The 19,417-nt window shown below is 35.5% G+C and carries 19 protein-coding genes and 1 pseudogene; 10 read left to right on the forward strand and 10 right to left on the reverse strand.

Going from position 1 to position 19,417, the window contains the following annotated elements:
• A partial coding sequence (locus F6K54_RS20660) for an RsmE family RNA methyltransferase (protein ID WP_293081263.1) occupies positions 1-193 on the forward strand: 193 nt, incomplete at its 5' end.
• Positions 194-1,843: 1,650 nt separating this feature from the next.
• Positions 1,844-2,968 (forward strand): lipopolysaccharide assembly protein LapB, encoded by a 1,125-nt coding sequence (locus F6K54_RS20665; RefSeq protein WP_293081265.1) that lies wholly within the window; start codon positions 1,844-1,846, stop codon positions 2,966-2,968.
• Positions 2,969-3,117: 149 nt separating this feature from the next.
• On the opposite strand, the gene F6K54_RS20670 is transcribed toward F6K54_RS20665, so the two are convergent.
• Positions 3,118-3,423, reverse strand: a complete 306-nt coding sequence (locus tag F6K54_RS20670) for a hypothetical protein (RefSeq protein ID WP_293081267.1) — start codon at positions 3,421-3,423, stop codon at positions 3,118-3,120.
• Between the two features lie 388 nt (positions 3,424-3,811).
• Here F6K54_RS20670 and F6K54_RS20675 point away from each other — a divergent pair.
• Positions 3,812-4,244: pseudogene (locus tag F6K54_RS20675) on the forward strand (RNA-guided endonuclease TnpB family protein); the annotation flags it as partial.
• Between the two features lie 28 nt (positions 4,245-4,272).
• Here F6K54_RS20675 and F6K54_RS20680 read toward each other — a convergent pair.
• A complete protein-coding gene (locus F6K54_RS20680; protein WP_293081270.1) occupies positions 4,273-4,737 on the reverse strand; it encodes a hypothetical protein in 465 nt (154 codons plus the stop codon).
• A 127-nt stretch (positions 4,738-4,864) separates the two neighbouring features.
• Here F6K54_RS20680 and F6K54_RS20685 point away from each other — a divergent pair, with 127 nt between their 5' ends.
• Entirely contained in the window at positions 4,865-5,170 is a 306-nt protein-coding gene (locus F6K54_RS20685) for a hypothetical protein (protein ID WP_293081273.1), read from the forward strand.
• A gap of 36 nt (positions 5,171-5,206) precedes the next feature.
• Complete coding sequence (locus F6K54_RS20690; protein ID WP_293081276.1) at positions 5,207-5,836, forward strand: alpha/beta fold hydrolase; 630 nt, start codon at positions 5,207-5,209, stop codon at positions 5,834-5,836.
• Between the two features lie 792 nt (positions 5,837-6,628).
• On the opposite strand, the gene F6K54_RS20695 is transcribed toward F6K54_RS20690, so the two are convergent.
• The 3 genes from F6K54_RS20695 to F6K54_RS20705 all read right to left on the reverse strand — a co-directional run bounded on the left by F6K54_RS20695 (position 6,629) and on the right by F6K54_RS20705 (position 8,790).
• On the reverse strand, positions 6,629-6,784 hold the full coding sequence (locus tag F6K54_RS20695; RefSeq protein ID WP_293081278.1) for a glyoxalase superfamily protein: 156 nt from the start codon (positions 6,782-6,784) through the stop codon (positions 6,629-6,631).
• A 353-nt stretch (positions 6,785-7,137) separates the two neighbouring features.
• Positions 7,138-7,359, reverse strand: coding sequence for a glyoxalase superfamily protein (locus tag F6K54_RS20700; RefSeq protein WP_293081281.1), 222 nt, complete (start codon positions 7,357-7,359; stop codon positions 7,138-7,140).
• Between the two features lie 993 nt (positions 7,360-8,352).
• Positions 8,353-8,790 carry a VOC family protein gene (locus F6K54_RS20705; protein WP_293081284.1) on the reverse strand — a complete coding sequence of 146 codons (438 nt, stop codon included), beginning with the start codon at positions 8,788-8,790 and terminating at the stop codon, positions 8,353-8,355.
• A 689-nt stretch (positions 8,791-9,479) separates the two neighbouring features.
• Between F6K54_RS20705 and F6K54_RS20710 the strand changes: the two genes are divergently transcribed.
• From F6K54_RS20710 to F6K54_RS20720, 3 genes are all read left to right on the forward strand, one after another.
• Entirely contained in the window at positions 9,480-10,277 is a 798-nt protein-coding gene (locus tag F6K54_RS20710; protein WP_293081287.1) for a TIGR00297 family protein, read from the forward strand.
• Positions 10,278-11,378: 1,101 nt separating this feature from the next.
• Positions 11,379-12,143: a peptidylprolyl isomerase gene (locus tag F6K54_RS20715; RefSeq protein WP_293081290.1), complete on the forward strand. Its 765-nt coding sequence runs from the start codon at positions 11,379-11,381 to the stop codon at positions 12,141-12,143.
• A gap of 783 nt (positions 12,144-12,926) precedes the next feature.
• A complete protein-coding gene (locus F6K54_RS20720; protein WP_293081293.1) occupies positions 12,927-13,700 on the forward strand; it encodes a class I SAM-dependent methyltransferase in 774 nt (257 codons plus the stop codon).
• A 26-nt stretch (positions 13,701-13,726) separates the two neighbouring features.
• Here the strand turns inward: F6K54_RS20720 and F6K54_RS20725 are convergent, their stop codons facing one another.
• Positions 13,727-13,957 (reverse strand): hypothetical protein, encoded by a 231-nt coding sequence (locus F6K54_RS20725; protein WP_293081296.1) that lies wholly within the window; start codon positions 13,955-13,957, stop codon positions 13,727-13,729.
• Between the two features lie 999 nt (positions 13,958-14,956).
• Here F6K54_RS20725 and F6K54_RS20730 point away from each other — a divergent pair.
• Entirely contained in the window at positions 14,957-15,106 is a 150-nt protein-coding gene (locus F6K54_RS20730; protein WP_293081299.1) for a hypothetical protein, read from the forward strand.
• Between the two features lie 524 nt (positions 15,107-15,630).
• Here the strand turns inward: F6K54_RS20730 and F6K54_RS20735 are convergent.
• Complete coding sequence (locus F6K54_RS20735) at positions 15,631-15,909, reverse strand: hypothetical protein (RefSeq protein ID WP_293081302.1); 279 nt, start codon at positions 15,907-15,909, stop codon at positions 15,631-15,633.
• A 389-nt stretch (positions 15,910-16,298) separates the two neighbouring features.
• Positions 16,299-16,898: a nitroreductase family protein gene (locus F6K54_RS20740; protein WP_293081305.1), complete on the reverse strand. Its 600-nt coding sequence runs from the start codon at positions 16,896-16,898 to the stop codon at positions 16,299-16,301.
• Positions 16,899-17,379: 481 nt separating this feature from the next.
• Here F6K54_RS20740 and F6K54_RS20745 point away from each other — a divergent pair, with 481 nt between their 5' ends.
• A complete protein-coding gene (locus F6K54_RS20745; protein WP_293081308.1) occupies positions 17,380-18,462 on the forward strand; it encodes an ATP-dependent 6-phosphofructokinase in 1,083 nt (360 codons plus the stop codon).
• Between the two features lie 116 nt (positions 18,463-18,578).
• Here F6K54_RS20745 and F6K54_RS20750 read toward each other — a convergent pair whose 3' ends face one another.
• Together F6K54_RS20750 and F6K54_RS20755 are read right to left on the reverse strand one after the other, a co-directional pair.
• Complete coding sequence (locus F6K54_RS20750; protein WP_293081311.1) at positions 18,579-18,908, reverse strand: type II toxin-antitoxin system PemK/MazF family toxin; 330 nt, start codon at positions 18,906-18,908, stop codon at positions 18,579-18,581.
• Positions 18,886-19,113, reverse strand: a complete 228-nt coding sequence (locus tag F6K54_RS20755) for a hypothetical protein (protein ID WP_293081314.1) — start codon at positions 19,111-19,113, stop codon at positions 18,886-18,888. Before F6K54_RS20755 ends, F6K54_RS20750 begins: the two co-directional genes overlap by 23 nt.
• Positions 19,114-19,417 lie beyond the last annotated feature (304 nt).

Below are 19,417 nucleotides of genomic sequence, written 5' to 3' on the forward strand. Positions count from 1 at the left end.
TGATAATCAACTACCAGAATCAATAGTAATAATGACAGGTCCGGAAGGAGGTTGGACTAATGTGGAAGTAGAAGCAGCGATCGCTACAGGTTTTCAAGCTGTTTCTCTAGGTAAACGTATTCTCAGAGCAGTTACTGCTCCTTTAGTTGCATTGTCTCTAGTTGCTGCTGTATTAGAGAAAAGAAAAGTTTGACATCCTCTCCCGTTAAATCAATTAGATTTAATCAGCAAGCCCTAAATACTGACTGAATCGTTGACTCCTATTGACCACTATAATTTTCTTCTTATACCAAGGGTGATAAATGTTTGTTACAAATGGTAGGGATGTTCCATACAAAGTCCCTACGAAAGAAGGAAAAGGGAAGAAGGAAGAAGGGGGGAATTTTGAAAAAAAGGGGAAAACGATAGAAATAACTATCTAAAATTAACTGAAGCAGCTATCTTTAAGTATATCCGATCAATATCTACCTTTTCGTAGCATTCTTTTTTGAAAATGGTATTACTTCTTACTTTTGACTTATATTTTTATACTATAGCAATCAGGAATCAATTGTGAGAATTGAAGTGTTCCTTAAAAGTATAGAATATAGCAATTATTATATTAATATGGTACGTTTTTTCTTCTTCTCTGTTCCCAGATCCGGTGTTCCCTAAAAGTTTCCAATATCTCATACCATTTTGAAAAAAGAATGTTACGAATAATAAGAATCATAAATAAACTTTCAAATAAAGTCTATTTGACGAAAAAATAACTTAAAACATCAAAAATGGTATTAAATCTATCCCCATACGAATTCTGGATTGCAGAATTGCTGGATTCTAAGAAATACCCTAGCTATTTGTGGCAAACATTTATCAAATTGGTATCACAACTCAAATCATATTGCTATAGATTTTTTTGTGCGGAATGTGAGTTAAATGGGTTCTATTACGCGATCGCACTTCCACTCACTTATCATCTTTTTCATTTTAGTAAGCACCTACGCAGAGCGAATTACTTCCCTTAAAAATACACGAAAATTTCTTCACAAGCAACCACCCTGTATTTCTTGCATATCAACACTTTTAATAAATGGCCAAAGTAGACGTGATCGCAGCCAAATTCCCCCCATTTTTCCCCTAAATAGCTCATTTAAACTTTTTTGGGAAAATTTAGTTTAAATTCCAAATATATTTAACAATCTTTTATAAGTTTAATTTATACATATATTTTTTCAGCAATTATTAAACCTTAAAAAGCTTACAGATAAAGCTTTTCAGAAGAAAAAGCAGGAAGTATATTTTCTATAGATGTTTAATTGTGACTATTGCCTATGTCAGAATGGCAATGATAGTATCTTGATTAAGAAAGCAAAGTAGAAAGTAAAAAAATTAGAATAGATTTGGAAAAAGTACCTTTTGATAAATAGGAAGCTTGAAATTATTTACTGAATGATTAAGGTTTAAAGCATCTCCTTGAAAGGAGAAAAGCGGTCGATATTCGGAGCTTCCCGTAGAGTAAGATCATGTCCGGATAATCAGTGATAAAAAACTTTTTCTCATGAGCGCCTTTTCTTCCCTTCTGCCTCCCCCTCCTGGGAGGGGTTAGGGGTGGGTTGCCTCCTGCCTTCGGACCTCCAAAGTGTAAGTATTCAACCGGACATGATATAAGATGGTGAGGTCTCCTCGCTGGCCGACCATCGACCAAGAGAAAAGAAAAAATTTTCACGCTCCACGTCAATCCTCTTCTTAAAAAGAAGAGGTAATTGTTAATTATTAATTATTAATTATTAATTATTAATTATTTCCCTGTTCTTGCCTTTTTCCAAGATATTTTCTGGCAGCTTAAATAGGACTATGATATATGAAAGAAATAAAAGAAGTTGCTACTTTCCTAGAACAAAAAAACTATCAACAAGCAGGCAAATTACTAAAAAAATTACAAAAAGAACATCCTCAAAATCTGTGGGTACAACTTTATATTGGGCGGTGGTATGAGGAAATAAATAGATTAGAGTCAGCAGAAAAATTCTATAGAAAATTGCTGAAAGATGCAACAAATCCACAAGTAGTTGCGCAAGCACGTCAAGGTTTACAAAGAATAGAAACTATAGAGAAAAAACGCCAGCAACAAGCGATCGCCACTGCTAAATCTGACCCTAAAAATACTGAACCAGGATTACTTATTATTGAAGCTATTAGTAAAGAAAATAAACAGGAAGCTGCCAAAAATCTAGCTAGGATTATGAAAATTGACTCTTATACAGCTAGAATGCAATTACAAAGTAAAGGTTGGCGAATTTATCGTCTTGGAGCTATTGGGGAATTAAAAGTTTATGGTGAAGAAATGCTCAAAGCAGGAATTCCTGTATTTTGGGCAAAAATATCAGATATTGAGAAGATAAATATATTTAGAATTCAATATTTTCAATCTATTTCTTCTTCTGAAGCAAGTATTGTTTGTCTAAATGAACAAGATCAAATGGGTAGTTTAAATTTTCAGTGGTCAGAAGTAGTAGATAAAGTTGAGGGATTATTACCTATTTTTATGAATGCTATGGATTATGATCCTAGACGACGTTCTGAAAAAATCCGTCATAAACAAATGACTCAAGATTATGCCAATATATTAGATTTACATCTTCCTAATCGCCGTAGTATTATTAGATTTTGTGACCAAAATTATCAATATCAAAAAGGAATTGCTCATGTTACTAACACTCCAAAGCAATCCCCATCAAAATTACAAACTACTAATAGAACTAAATGGAATGAGTTAGTAAATACGATAGACCAAAGACTAGGTAATATCAAGACTTGGTCTGATTTTACTCCTTTTGGAGAAGTCACAAGTCGAGATTACACTCAACTACTAAGTCGTCTCAAGTATCACATTGATATATCGCGTAAAATAGAAACAATGTGGGACCCAGCTTTTCATTTATATAGTACTTTAGTATTCTTGACATACTCCCGACGTTGCGCATAGCACGACAACGCGGGATTCTTCAGTCATGAAAAAAATGACCGCTGTTTCGTGTGAGGTGATGTCCTCCCCCTGTTTTGACCTTGATAAGAACATGCATACCTCCTAGCTTGTCAAGGGTATAGGAAGATTTTATTTGTGGAGGTATCCAACTAATTAGGGTTTGCTGAAAAAGTCTTTTTTCGTAGGAGTAGGAGACAGGAGACAGGAGACAGGAGAAATGGCTTGGGAGCGAGGAGGTAGGAGTGGGCGTTTTGTCCCCAGATTATTCGGTAGTCCTGCATGGTAATGGTAGAAGATATATATTTTTTAATTTCTCCCACACTCCCAATCCCCCAATCTCCCCATCTCCCAATCTCCCCATCTCTCAATCTCTCAATCTCCCCATCTCCCCATCTCCCCATCCCCCCATCTCCCCATCCCCCCACACTCTCTCTACCATTACTATGCACCACCACCGATTATTCTGCCCAACTATGCGCCTAAAATACTAACTTTTTGAGCGTGAAGAGCTGAAAACCAGACACTTTTTAAAGGCCCAAAAAAGGTTAAATCCTTTATATGTCAATGCTTTTAGATTTATTCAGCAAACCCTAATTAGGGCTTGCTGAAAAAGTCTTATGGGTAAGAGTAGGAGACAGGAGACAGGAGACAGGAGACAGGAGACAGGAGTTAGGGGAATTATAGAGGAGGTAGGAGGAAGAATAATCAAGGGTAATTGCTGCGCAACTCTCGCCGAAAATGCTAATTTTTTGAACCATTATGACCTAAAAGCTTGGACTTTTTTCAACTAAAAAATGCGCTCAAGCTTTATATGTCAATGCTTTTAGATTTAATCAGCAAACCCTAATTAGAGAAAACCAAACGATAGTAGTTGAGGATTTGGCAGTTAAGAACATGGTCAAAAACCACAAATTAGCTAGAGCTATATCAGATGCAAACTGGGGAGAATTAGTCAGGCAATTAGATTACAAAGCTGATTGGTATGGACGGGAATTAATCAAGATTGATAGATACTTTCCTAGTACAAAGCGCTGTTCTAATTGTGGTTACATAGTAGAAAAACTACCTCTAAGTATCAGAGAGTGGGATTGCCCTGAGTGTGGTACTCACCATGACCGGGACATAAACGCAAGTATCAATATTTTGGCTGCGGGAGGAGCAGTGTCAGTCTGTGGAGCGACTGTAAGACCTGAAGGGAGTAAAGCTCGCTTATGCTGGTGCTAAGAAACAGAAAGTCTCTAACAGTGATGCTAGGGAATCCCGCGCTGTCTCGTAGAGCAGCGTCGGGAGGATGTCAAAGAATACTATCTTGGCAGATTCAAATCCTTAGCCATACCACGAAACATACCCATGCTAGGACCAGGACGACGACGTTTTGCTGTAGGTTTTGGCATTAAAAAGTTAGGAGCAAATAATACTAACTCTTCTGCTTCCTGGGAAACTTTAACATTAGTTACAGGAGGTTGTGGTGTTGCGACTACAGGAGTGCTATTTTCAGCTTCAGCTTTTTTAGCAATTTTTTTAGCCTCAGAAAGTTTGGCTTTAGCAATTTTTGGAGTTTCAGATTTCGGAGTTTCAGGACTAGCAGGTTTAGTTTCTTTTTTTGTAGTAGGTTCTGGTGCTGCTACACTTGCTTGAGTAGATTCTTGCTTGGGTTCATTAGTGCTCTTAGCATCGTCAAATTCTAATAAATAATCAGACTTCTTTCCCCGCAGATTTCCCAGGATACCAAATACCCCGGCGAACAATCCTCCGATAAAAGCTAACATTATTTTTATCTCCTAAATGATTTTCTATAAACAATATTTACAGTTAAATTATTGATTATGTTTAAGTTAAAAGCTAGCGTAAATTTTGTCTATATTTCTTAATAAAACTTTACATTAACTAGAAGAGTTGCATCATAAAATTGGCAATTGGAGAAAATCAGAAGCCAAAAAATTTGTAATTGTTTACACATATCTCATAATTAGGGAACAGGGAACAGGGAACAGGGAACAGGGAACAGGGAATAGCAAGTGTAGAAGGTTTTCAGGATTGAAAAATGTCTTAACCAATTCTTGTAGTGCTATAGCAGTCGAAGGAAAGGTTAGGGCAGATCAAAAGCTTAAAACTCAGACAAAACAATATTTTTCTTCCTTCTGCTATACCAGCAAAAAGATTGTCCTACTCAATCAAAGAAGAACGATCGCTACACTCTAAAATTTAGAATGAAGAGAAGCACAATAAATCAGGAATATGAACAGTTTAAATCAACCTAATCCGGTATTACTAATCCACGGAATTTTTGACACTATTAGAATATTTGATCGAATGTCTAAATACCTAAAGAACTTAGGTTGGGATGTCTATTCTCTGAACTTAGTTCCTAATTACGGTACTGTAGGGTTAGATAAACTAGCTAAACAAGTAGATGATTATATAAGCAAAACATTTCCACCTAATCAAGCCTTAGATCTAATAGGCTTTAGTATGGGAGGAATAGTCAGTCGTTACTATGTTCAAAAATTAGGCGGTATAGAAAGAGTAGAACGTTTCATTACTATTTCTTCTCCTCACAACGGCACATTAACAGCTTACGCTTTAAATTTAGCAGCACCCAAACAGATGCGTCCGAAAAGTGATTTTCTGGAAGATTTAAACCAGGATATTGCTTTATTAGAAAAGATAAATTTTACTTCTATTTGGACTCCTTATGATGCGATGATTTTGCCTGCTAGAAGTTCTCAAATACCAGTGGGTAGAGATATTAAAATAGATGTTTTACTTCATGCTTGGATGGTGTCAGATGAAAAAGTTTTAAAAGTAATTGTTGAGGAATTAAAAGCAGCTCCAAAACCAAAGCAAATCATTAATTTGAACGGTTAATTTCAGCATCAGGCAATTGCTGAAAAGATGTATTTACCTATTCAGTATTTTCTAGAGCGAATATAAGCGATCGCTCCAAATAATTTGTATATTTCTTACTTTTATTTTTGGTCTAGATTTATTCCCATTTGACGTAATTTTTCTGCTAATCTTTCAGCACGTTAATATTCTTGTTCCGCACGTTGACTTTCTTGTTCCGCACATTCTTCACAAGTCAATAATAAATTACCTTGATTATCCCACCAATGCAACCAAGGTAGTTTCATATTATTATGTCTCCCATGTCAAATTCCTAATTCAATACCTAACTGTGGAATAGGAAAATGATCCCTTTGATTTGCCTCTACAAATTCATAATCATTAGAGGCAAAACTATATAATTATACAGCAGCTTTTTTAACTTCATAAATGCCGTAAAACGGAATTTTAATCCCTCGTTCATAAACCCAAAACTTACCTGGTTTTCTCTGCTCTTGAAAATCCGATATTACTGGTGGAGTTTTGTCTCTTTCTTCAGTACCATTTCCAGAAACACATTCTAATACAATCAGAGGACAAATATAAACTTTTACAACTCTAATTTCTGCTAAATAAAGGACAAGTTTATTTTTTGGAGATGTCTATTATTTCAACTGATAGTTGATAACTCAAAAATTTGAGTAGCTACCAGCACAATTTTGAGTTTATTTAAGTTGATTAGTGAGAATTTTTATTCATTTGTCTACTATAAATTTTTTTCATTTTTTCAGAGCTATAAACAATGTAAAGTAATTGCCTAAATCAACAAAAATATTATCTATCAGTTGATTCATTAAACATTATTTTATTCCCAAATGGATCGATGACAATCATTAATCTAGCGCCCCAGGAAGCATCTTCTATTTGAGGGTTCATAAAGGGATAATCACGGCAAGAAATTTCTTGATAGTAATTGTCTATTCCATTCATCCAACTTTGATGTCGGCAAGGGGTCTCCCGTTATACAAATTAGAGCTTGCATTGTCTGCTTTTTTTGTGTTATTGTGAATATCTCAGGAGTAGCGGTAGTACGCACCTGAGAAAACTATGAAAACAAATAGCGAGTATGGAGTTCAATTGGTGAAGTTCGCCCTTAAGCCGTGAAAAGGTAAAACTCTTAAGGGGACTTTCTGGAGTGCAGAATTGTTTAGTACAAAAAGGCGGTGGGTCTCATCGTATCTGTCTGTAGAGGGTTAAGTGGTTGCACTCCCTGTGAAACAGAAAGCCCTATCTGTGAGGTTGGGAAGCCTACATCATAATCTTTGATTTGATTTAGGAGAACGTCACATAAAGACTGATGAACCTGGACAACAATCACCATGATTCTCTGTAAGATGTATTGAAAAATCTGCTTTTGAGACTTCCATATATACTGGACTTGCTTCATCGGAGCGATATTCCCACTTGAGTTCAAAGCCTAGAAATTTTAGGTAAAATTCTTTAGCTTTATCGACATCAAAAATTCTAAATTGAGGGATGACATGATTGAAAGTTATTTTTGTCATTGAGGATTCTCCAGACAATTAATTAGGGTTTGCTGAATAAAGTCTTTTTGCTGAGGTAGGGAATAGGGAATAGGGAATAGGGAATAGTTAAGAGTCAGGAGGAACTGGGAGTTATAGCAATGAGCGCTCAGGTATTTACAAGGCCCAGTTCAAAGTGCATTCTAGAAAAGGTGTACAAAAAATAATGTGTAAATATGCCAGCGCACATTGCTATATAGAAAAGTTGGTCGTTCATAGTAGCAAGAGTGATTTTTCTGCCCCCTCACCCCAAAATCCGCTCCTTTTTGAGCATCAAAAGCTAAAAACCTGGTACTTTTTCAAGACTCAAAAAGGCTAAAAGCTTTATCAGTCAATGCTTTTAGATTTAATCAGCAAACCCTAATTATAAGCAGAGAACAGGCAACAGGGAACAAGCAACAGTGGGAAAAATATTTCCCTGTCTAAACATCAAAAATCATATATGAGTTAAAGCTTTTTTTAGCAAAGTTCTCATCACAATAAAAATATCAGTAAAAAACTACTTATATCAATATTTTAAAAAGAATTTGTTTGAATAATAAGTGGGATTAAAAGGTAAGTATTCACCCATCAGCTATTAGCTAGTCTCATAAGGTCGGAACTACGAACTTCAGCAATTAATTTTGGGGAAGGTCATTTCAGTTATCAGTTATCAGTTGAGAGGGGTTAGGGTTGAGTCCCCCGCTCAATAAAATGTAGCAATTACTTATCAAATTAGTATTAGATAAGTCGTAAGCATTCAGCTATTAGTAGTCAGCTATCAACAATTAGTAATGAATAATTAGGGCTTGCTGAAAAAGTCTTTTTTTTCAGAGGAGGAGCCAGAATTTCCGTTTGTCATGCTTCCCTACGGGATGCTACGCAAACGCAAACAGAATCCAGAATCCAGGAGGAATGAGATTCCGAGAAGAGGTAGTCAGAAGAATCTTCCCTTGATTTTCTAACCCTCGAAATGCCCAAAATCCTATGACTAATTTAAACTGCTACAACATCACCAACTTTTTGATGTTCATTGCAGCCAAAAATTGCTTCTGAATGACAATAATATTTGAATTCTAGTAAATTATGAAACGGGTCTTCCAAGAAAAAAGTACGATGTTCCAAAGGAGAATTTGTAAACCTCCGCTTAGGTTGCTGATAAAATTTCAAATTATTTTTTTCGGCACGTTCTAATAAAGCTTCCCAGTCACTTTCTAGGGTAAAAACTAAACCAAAATGTCTCGGATAAATTCCTTTTTGGGGTTCTAAAGCTTCTTTAGCAACATGAGCAACTATTTGATTACCGTAAAGATTTAAAATCACAGAATTTGGAGATTCTCGACCGACTTCACAACCCAAACCATTGGCATAAAAATCTTTTGTTTGAGCAATATCATTAACGGGAAAAGCTAAGTGAAAAATAACTTGTTTCATGGTTAATTCCTAGTAATAGACAAATATATTTTTGACTAAAAACATCCGATAAAATTTAAACTTTAAACAAAAAGAAAGAAGAAGCATTCTTTTATGGATTTGAGTTTCCTCAAGAAGTTGGGTATCTTTTACCGAATAATTAATAATTCAATAATTCAATAATTCAATAGTTCAATAGTTCGGGTTTAAAGCCTCCCCTTTCAAGGGAAAAAAATAAATTTTCTCCTTTTATTCAATCCTCTTCCTTTTAGGGAGAGGTAATTATCAATTATCCATTATTGAACGAATAATTAAGTTTGAAAGCCTGTCATTTAAAGGATAAAAAAAGAAAAAAAATCCTTAATCGTAAATCATCTTGTTTTCAAGAATAGGTAATAATTAATAATTAATAATTAATAATTAATAATTAATAATTAATAATTAATAATTAATAATTAATAATTAATAATTAATTGTTTATCCTTACTCTTCTTCCTTTCTTGAAGTTAAAATTGCAACAGATGTTTCTAATGAGTAGGTAGTATAATAATCAGAAATCAGTTGTGATAATTGGACTGTTTCTTGAAAGGATAGAATATAGCAGTTATCATATTTATCTGATACGTTTTTTCTTCTTCTCTGCTCCCTGTTCCCAGATACGGTGTTCCCTAAAAGTTTCCAATATCTCATAACTTAAATCATATTGCTATATGTTTTCTGCAATTAATTCTATAAATCCCTGGCTAATAGCTATCAGCTTAAATACTATCTTACTCAGTCTCGTTTATTTTGCCCCTAAAAAATTGTTAACCCCAGCAGGAATACTTCATGCTTGGATATTAGGAGTAATCATTTGGGGTAGTTTGGGTTGGCCTGGATATCTAGTGGTGGCCTTTTATTTTTTAGTAGGGTCTGGTGTTACTCGCATTGGAATGGCCCAAAAACAGGCAGCCGGAATTGCAGAAAAGCGAGAAGGAGCTAGAGGGCCAGAAAATGTTTGGGGTTCAGCTCTGACTGCTGCTATCTGTGCTGTGGGAGTTTGGGTTATTGGTCTGTTATACCCGAATAATCCTCCCATAGAAAATTTACCATTTCTACTAATGTTGGGTTATGTGGCAAGTTTTAGCACGAAGCTTTCTGATACTTGTGCTAGTGAAGTAGGAAAGGCTTATGGTAAACGAACTTTTTTAATTACAACTTTACAACCAGTGCCACGAGGTACTGAGGGTGCTGTGAGTTTAGAGGGGACTTTAGCTGGTATTGTAGCTTCCGTGGCGATCGCTCTCCTTGGTTGGTTTGTAGGTTTAATTGACTTGACAGGAATAGCTTTTTGTGTATTAGCAGCTTTTATTGCTACTAATTTAGAAAGTGTGATTGGGGCAACTGTACAATCTCAGTTTGAATGGTTAACAAATGAAATAGTGAATATTATCAATACTTTAATCGGGGCGATCGCTGCAATTTTATTAGCGATAGTTTGGTACTACGCTCTAACTTTGGTAATTTAACTAAGGGAATAGCAGAAAATAAATTATCCCAATTTTTGTACTTAGATCGTTAACTAGCTACTCTCTACTTTCTTACTTTTTCAATTTCTTCCCTACTCCCTACTCCCTTACTTTCATAGCTAATGGGATAATTTTTTATTTGGAAGTCCCTAAAACGTATTATCTTTTGATTTTTGGTTTAATACCAATTCCCATGCATTAACCCACATTCCGCACCACAAAATGTAGCATAAAAATATAAGTCAAAAGTCAAAAGTCAAAAGTCAAAAGTAAGAAATAAGAAGTAAGAAATAAGAAGTAAATTATAGTGGTCAATGGGAGTCAAGGATTCAGTAAGTATTTGTGCTTAATATTTAACTGAGAATTTGACTTTCGATTGAGGTAAATGAAGATAATTCATATAGTATAAATACTTAAAGTTTGCTACGAATTTTATACTAATTTTCATGTTACAAATTGAAGTGCGGAATGTGGGATTAATACTATACTTTGCTGAAACTTCAGTTATCAGGTAATTAACACAGGTTTAATAACTTATTTCCTAATAATTAGCCAGTTATACCAGTTTGATAAATATTTGCTACATTTTCGCATTGTGGGGGAGTAGGGGAGTGGTTAGGGACGTTGCATGCAACGTCCGTACAGGGAGAGGTAAAAATAAGAATAATTAACAATAACTGGCGTGCTAATTATCAAAAAAATTATTCAGTCTTTGTTAATTACTTAATAATTGAAATGTCACTTAAATATAGCATTCTTTTTTCACGCTTGGTATTAATGCTAATTATTCTGATGTTTGTTTCTCCCCTACTCCCCCACTCCCTGACTCCCCTACTTAAGAAAGTGTAGACAAAGTTTTTGATAAATGGTATAATACTCTTCCGTCTACAAGGTGTTGACAATTGCTTGGGGTTTGTAGACATGAAGTGGTCGGTCGTTGACTATCCCCATCCGCTTTTTCAGTCCTTCGCTGCTTCCTTCTTTCTTCTTTCTTCTTCAAGAAAATTCAGTAAAGATTTAGTAAAGGCAGATCAAAAAAATGATTCGGTTGAGATAGACTAAAATCTGGAACAAGATTAGCTAAAGAATGGAATATTAAAAATGGAATCTAAACCACTATTAACTATAGGTGAAGAACAATTATCTTGGGGGCAAGGTTTAAGATATTTACAAGCATCTGGGAAATTACAATCTTTTGTCACAGAAATTGTACGTCAATATGTGATAGAAAAAGAGTTGCAATCTAGGGAAGATATAAATGTTAATCCAGCAGTTATTCAACAGGCTATGATTGATTTTAGATTGCAAAGAAAGCTGGAAGACCAACAAAAATTTCAAGAATGGTTACAACAAAATAAAATCAACTATAATGCTTTAGAATCACAAATAGCAAATTCTTTTAGACTCAAGCAATTAAAAGATTCTATTACTGTAGAAAAAATAGAAGCATATTTTAATGAACGGAAAGCAGGTCTTGATTATGTAATTTTATCTAGAATTGTAGTGGAAGATCAAGAATTAGCAGATGCTTTGCGTCGAAAAATTGTGGAAGAAGGGGGTAAGTTTGAAGATTTAGCCAAGGAATATTCAGTGACAAATGATAAAAATTTTAATGGTATTATGGGTGCTGTTAGTTTAAGTAGTTTGCCAGAATATTTGAGAAACAGTGTTAATACTGCTAATCCTGGAGATATTTTAGGACCATTTCAGACTAATAAGTTTTGGAGTTTATTTAGGTTAGAGCAGTTACAAGGTGCTTCTTTAGATAATCCTGAAATTAAGAAAAAATTGGAAAATGAATTATTTGAGCGCTGGGTATCAGAGAAACTTCAAGATAGCAAAATTACTCTTCATGTTAATGATTAAATTAACTTAAGCATTCAGCGGTCATCTATCAGCTATCAGCTATTGTTTTTAGTTGTAGATAAAAGCTCGCCAAGGACTTCAATCCTTGGCTAATAGTTTAAGTCATCTTAAGATGAATCTTGAGGAGTATGCCATCTTTATTATGTTGTGGTTAATCAGTGCAACTTGATATAGTAATTCCCAAAAAGCGTGAGGTACAAAATTTTAGGTTTGAGGGAAAAGGGAACAGGGAACAGGGAATAAAAAGACAAAAAGATAACTGTACCTCACTAAATTGAGAAACGCTATATAATTCCCTAATCAATGTTATTTGTGGGTATTTAATACCAGTTTTATATGAGGTTGTATAGAATGATGAAATTCATTAAATCTATCTATCTTTATCTACGCTTACCGAAAAAATGTGGTCTAAATCCTCCCCTTTATAAGGGGATCAAAAAAGAGCATATTCCTTATGTCAAGCCTCCTTATTGCAGAGGTACTGATAACTGATAACTGATAACTGAAATTACCTACGGTCAATTATGCTTGAAATATTATTCTATGCAGCTTCATTTCAATTTGGTATAAAGAGACATGATATTATATCATGTCCGGTAGCATCGGTCTTGTATCGTAAATAGGCAACAGGCAACAGGCAACAGGCAACAGACAAGAAAAACACTTAAATTTCCTGTAGATATCCACGCTAACTTTTACACAAACGATACCAACGGACATGATATTAGATGAACTTTTCTGATACCTGAAAAAGACAAAACTTTTAGATAAAATAGAAAAAATATGAGTGATGAAAATAAATCCATTCATCAGTTTGATTTAAAATTAATCTACGAATATTATTCGACTATAGAACGACAAGGACCAGGGAGTCCGGAAATAACTATTAAAGCTTTGAGCTTTATTGATAATCTGACAAATGAATCAAAAATTGCTGATATAGGTTGTGGAACTGGTGGTCAGACAATGGTAATAGCTAATCATACATCAGGACATATTACAGGTATTGACCTGTCTTCCATTTTTATAGATTTATTCAATATTAATAGTCAGAAACTGAATCTTCAAAATAGAGTAAATGGCATTGTTTGTTCAATGGATAACCTTCCTTTTCAGAATGAAGAATTAGACTTAATTTGGTCAGAAGGAGCAATCTACAATATTGGATTTGAACGAGGTATAAATGAATGGTATAAGTTTTTGAAGAAAGGAGCTTTCCTTGCTGTTTCAGAGGCATCGTGGTTCACTGAAAAGCGGCCTGTGGAAATTGATGAGTTTTGGAATAATGAATATCCGGAAATAGATACTATTTCAAATAAAGTGGCACAAATGGAAAAAGCTGGATATATTCCAATTGCTACTTTTGTGTTGCCTGAAAATTGTTGGACTGAACATTTTTATGCTCCGCAAGTTTCTGCACAGGAAAAATTTTTGCGAAAATATTTAGGTAATAAAAGTGCTGAAGAACTCGTAGAAAATCAACGGCATGAAGCTGAATTGTATTATAAATATAAAGATTTTTATGGCTATGTTTTCTATATAGGAAAAAAGATTTAATTAAGCGTTCGCCACACCACAACAACTCACTCACAAACTACATAACTCTTGAAACTGTATTTTCCCCTAATTAAATCTGTTCTTTTTCCTACTTTGATCTTATCTCCATTTTCCTTACACTTTTCTTCCAAATTTTCCATACTATGTACCAAATATTCTACTCCACTTCTTTCTCTATTACTTAAATACATATTTTCTATAATACTCAAGGCAAACAACAGAGTCACAATAGTCATATAGCCAAGAAACTTTTTCATTTTTCGTGAGTATAAATAAATATCTATAACATAAGTATAGGTAATTGCATTTTAATCATGTATCCGTTATTTTACTGAACTTTTGAGTTTAGGCTAAGATAGCGCTACGCACAAGTTAAAATTAAAAAGCCAAAAGTCATTTATGACTAAGTTCTTCCTAAGGAAATGCTCCACAAACAGGGTTTATACCAAATCCGGTTTTCAAAACCACGTTTTTCAAATTCCTTTCTAACCCTTCTGCCTTCTGCCCTCTGCCTTCTGCCTTACCTCACGATAAACCTTACTTTCAAAACAGGATTTAGTATTAGTAGTGTCCTAACCTATAGCTTGTAGGTTAGGTGGAGGAACAAAACCCAACACGGGCGCTATTATTGTTGGGTTTCCTACGTTAAGCTAACCTACGGGACTGAAACATACTCAATTTGCTTCTTGAAAAACTAAATAGGGCTTGCTGATTAATTAGGGTTTGCTGAAAAAATTGGTTGGTGGGGGTAGGACACGGGGACGCACCAGACGCACCAGACGCGGAGATAGGTGGAACAGGCAACGGTTTCGGCCATTTTATATGAAGAAATTTTCTTGAATTTCAGCAGAAAATTTCAGTAAATTGATGCCAATAAGAGCCATAAACTTGGAGATAAACTGAATAGAAAAAACTCCTGAACCTTAGCTATGCTGACTTTTAGCTTTATGAGCGCAAGCCCTAATTATCAAACTATTGACAAGTAAAGGTGTGAGCCTTCTTTTATTCCCCAAAAGTGCGTTGGTTTTAGTCTAAAACCCTCAAAAAGTTAGTATAAGAGGCAAACTAAGGACAGAAAAATTGAGGGACAAAACTTACCTCCTACCTCCTCACTCATTCCCATTTCTCCTGTCTCCTGTCTCCTGTCTCCTACCCCTAACAAAAGACTTTATTCAGCAAACCCTAAATAAGGTATCAAGTCCCCCCTTTCCTATTAGGAGGTACTGATAACTGATAACTGATAACTGAAATGACTTATGCCTCGTCAACCTAGAAACCTACCCTCAAATTGCACCTTCCACATTACGGTGCGCTGCAATAACAAAGAATTTAACTTGGCTAAACGTGCGACGCGAGAACTATTATTAGAGGTTATTGCCAAGGCAAAAAAAATAACTGATAACTGATAACTGATAACTGATAACTGAAATAAAGTGAGACCATTCCCAACAGTGACTCGGAGCGGATTCTCAAAACTCTACGCTATATCCATGCCAATCCCAAAGCAGCAGGGTTACGTCTGGGGTTTACTTATGCTTTTAGCAATTATGGTAGCTACGCACAATTAACTGATGATGGTTTGACGGAATGGCATCCTGCTTTTCTGGAATTGGGCACAACGTTAGAAGAATGTGCCAAACGGTATCGGGAATTTTGTAAGCGGTACACCCCGAAAAAGAAAAAGACAACTCCCCGCCGTAATTGGGGGAGCTGCTTTTTGGAAAAAATTACTAAGGGTAATAAAGCCACCAAACCACACAGTAGAGAAGGGGTTCATGGACAACTCAACTTGAACTTAAAGACTCACCAGGAAACGTACTAGGTACACCCATTGAGAAGTTGGTTTGCCTCAAAAGATTCCCATGTATTCATTACAGCACATGGGGGGACGATGATAAAATAACCAGAAGGTGAGTAGGTAATACTAATATTAAAATTCACACACTCCCTCAATTTTTTCAGTTTTTTGTGAATACCTTTGTCTTTGATAATTGCCTCCTTCTATTTCACACATACTCTTGATCTTGTCTTCTAAATATTCAGGTATTGACATATAAAATTTACTAAAAATTTCACTATATTCGACTTCTACTTCTTTCTCCACTTTACTTCTATAGCCAGATATGTCTGCAGAGGCGGGAGATACCCATACCCAACTACTTAACAAAAATAATATAGTTACTACTACACAGCTAAAAAACTTTTTCATTTTTTTTTCTCCTAATATAATATATAGATTAAACAACTACAATTCATAAATTATATTCCCAGCTAATTATAAATTTTTTATAGTATTTTTATATTTGGTATAATTAGGGTTTGCTGAAAAAGTCCTTTGGTTAGATGAGGAGTCAAGAGTCAGGGCGTTATTATTGTTGGGTTTACTGTGTCAACCCAACCTACGGGACTGACACATATTCAATTCGCTTCTTTAAAAACTGGCGTTGGTGATTTGAGGTATGATTTATTGTTCGGATAAGAGCGCAAACAAAAAACTTTCTCCCTCTACTATTCTTTCTTCTTCTTTCTTTCCTCCTGACTCCTGACTCCTAAATAATTAACATTAGTATCATACACTAATTCACCAACGCCTAAAAACTAAATAAATGAAGCAGTCTGACCAAATTCTCCAGTAAACACAAAAGAACTCATAGGTTTACGACTGCGGGGAGAAAGTTCTCTCTCTCGTAAAGACTCAGGCAAAATATCCGGTTCTCCTGGATAACCAATAGCTATAGCTGCTACTGGTTCATATTCTGCTGAAATTTTATATAATTCCCGTGCTTTATCAAGATGAAAACCTCCCATTTGATGAACTCTCAAACCCATTTCTGTTGCTTGAAAAGTTAAGCTAGCAACTGCTAAACCTACATCGTGAAAAGCGTGTCTATTTGGTTTATTATTTTTGTCAAAAGAAAGTTGAGCAACAGATAACATTAATACAGGAGCAAGACCTGCCCAAGGTTGATTTCCTTCTACTATACAACTGAGAAGGCGGTCGTATTCAGTAGGATTTTCCTTAGTAGCAACTATGAAACTCCAAGGTTGTTCATTGAAACAAGAAGGAGACCATCTTGCTGCTTCTAGAAGTGAAAGTAATACTTCTGAGGAAACCATTTTGTCAGCAAAAGCTAGAGAACTCCAACGTTGTTTTAGTAACTCATTAATTGGATATTGATTGTCTGCAGGTTTTTCCATTTTTTGAATTTTTGAGTAATTATTTGAGATATCTAAATAATATCAAAATTTGTCGCGATCGCTTATTTTATCTCTAGTTGAATATTACATTTTAGAAGGAGGAAGGAGGAGGTAAGAAATAAAGTAGTAGCGCGTCAAGCTTGAAATAGAATCCGGTTGAATAGTTATTGTATAGTTGGGAGTGGGGGAGTGGGGGAGATTAAATCTTGAAGTAATTATAGAATTATCAACATATACTATATAACCGGATTCTATATGAAATATGGTGTATTAAATTTTTGAGTATAATTCTTGCTATGACTAAGGTTTGGAGAATTTTCCTAAAACACTATTTCAAGCTTGACGCGCTAATAATAAAGCGTCGGGAATATGTCAAAGTCCAGATACTGACGATTGACTGGTAAAATCCAATAGACAGCTTCAACTTCCGAGTAGAAATTGTTAAAAATTTATGTTCTTTATTGTAGAATAAATCATAATTATGGTAGAACACAAACGTATTGGCATCCTTACCAGTGGCGGAGATTGTGCAGGGTTAAATCCAGCAATTCGAGCGGTGGTATATCGCGCAATTGGAACTTATAATTGGGAAGTTTTTGGCATTCAACAAGCTACCCTGGGATTGATGGAACGTCCGCCAAAAGCAATTAAACTTGAAATTGAAAAAATTGACCCCTTACTAACAGCGGGTGGTACAATTTTAGGAACTACTAATAAGGGTAATCCATTTGCATTTCCGATGCCAGATGAAACTGTGTGCGATCGCTCTGAGGAAATTATTGAAGGGTATCGTTTATTAGAGCTTAATGCTTTAATTGGTATTGGTGGTGATGGCAGTCTAGCTATTCTTCGTCAACTTGCCCAACAGGGAAACTTGAATCTAGTGGGTATTCCCAAAACTATTGATAATGATGTCAGTTGTACTGAATTATCTATCGGTTTTAATACTGCTGTAAAAATTGCCACAGAAGCACTAGACCGATTACATTTTACTGCTGCCAGTCATAGTCGAGTTATGATTTTGGAAGTAATGGGGCGAGATGCGGGACATATTGCTCTCAATGCTGGTATTGCGGGTGGTGCAGATGTGATTTTGATTCCCGAAATTCCTTACAAAATAGAACGAATATGTGACTACATCCGCAAACGCCAAGATTTAGGCAAAAATTATTCTTTGGTAATTGTCGCAGAAGCAGTGCGTACTGAAACAGGAGAAGCTGTCACAACTAATGATTCTTTGGGTCCATCTCGGTTTGGTGGTATTGGGCAATATTTAGCTGAGAAAATTTCTACTTGTAGTAGTGCGGAAATTCGCGTCACTGTCTTAGGTCATATTCAACGTGGTGGTATTCCTTCTCCGACCGATCGCTTAATTGCTTCAGCTTTTGGAGTGGCAGCAGTTGACCTCATTGCTGAAGAAAAATACGACCACATGGTAACTTGGCAAAATCGACAGGCGATCGCTGTGCCAATTGTAGATGCAATCTCTAAGTACAGAGCGGTAGATCCTCATGATACTTTAGTCAAAACTGCTCGAAGTATGGGTATTTGTTTGGGAGATTAATGTCAAAAGTAGGGTGGGAAATTTTTTTCCTGCCTCACGAATATTCATTTCTTTTCCTTATTTTCTGTTCCCTAAACTCCAGTAACTAAGTTCGAGTATAATATTATTAAATTAACTCAAAATCTTAGTTTGATATAGGTATTCCATACTTGTTTTAATCGTTCCCCATCTCCCTCAGAAACTTTCCCAAGACAATATATTAACAAGGATTTTTCCAAGCAATCTAATCGAGAAAGACGTACAGTTGAAGCTACACGTAAACCACTTGTTACCCAATCATTCAATTCTACATCAGTAGAGGTTCGTGGTTTAGCTGAAGTTACTGCTGCTGCCACAACATCATCTCCATCTAACCACAATACAAGTATAGGTCGCTTCTTAGAAGAACTGCCGCTTGTAAAAAGGATATTTGCTACCCAAAATTCACCTGCTTGGATAGTTGTCATAAAGACCCTCATCTTCTGGAGAATAACTTTTTAGGAATGCTTCATGGTTGCGAGTAATAATTTCTTCGGTTTCTGCTTTAATTGACTGAATTATTATTCGCCAACGTCCGGCTCCTACAGCTTCTAATAATGATTCTGGTAGAATTAATTTTTCACCAGGATCTAATTGAATTTCACAAATTAGATTAATCAGTTCATTTTTCATAATTAGATTATATATTTGATTACTTTCTAATAGACATCTCCAGAAAAGAGGAAGTAGGGAGTAGGGAGTAGGGAACCCACCCCTCGCCCCTCCCCCTCCCAGGAGGGAGGGCTGTTTCATTCTTGCTTAAGACAGAGGGGGAGCAGGGGAGCAGGGAGCAGGGGAGAATTTTCCACCCAATACCATTGGATTTTCCCCAAATTTATCGATCAATAATTTTGGTGAAAAAATGGATTTTTCAGAAATTCCGTTGATCAGACCTAGATTCTTTGGGAGCTTTTCCCTACCTCCACCCCGAAAAATC

It is taken from the genome of Okeania sp. SIO3B5 (assembly GCF_010692555.1).
Taxonomy (GTDB): Bacteria; Cyanobacteriota; Cyanobacteriia; order Cyanobacteriales; family Microcoleaceae; genus Okeania.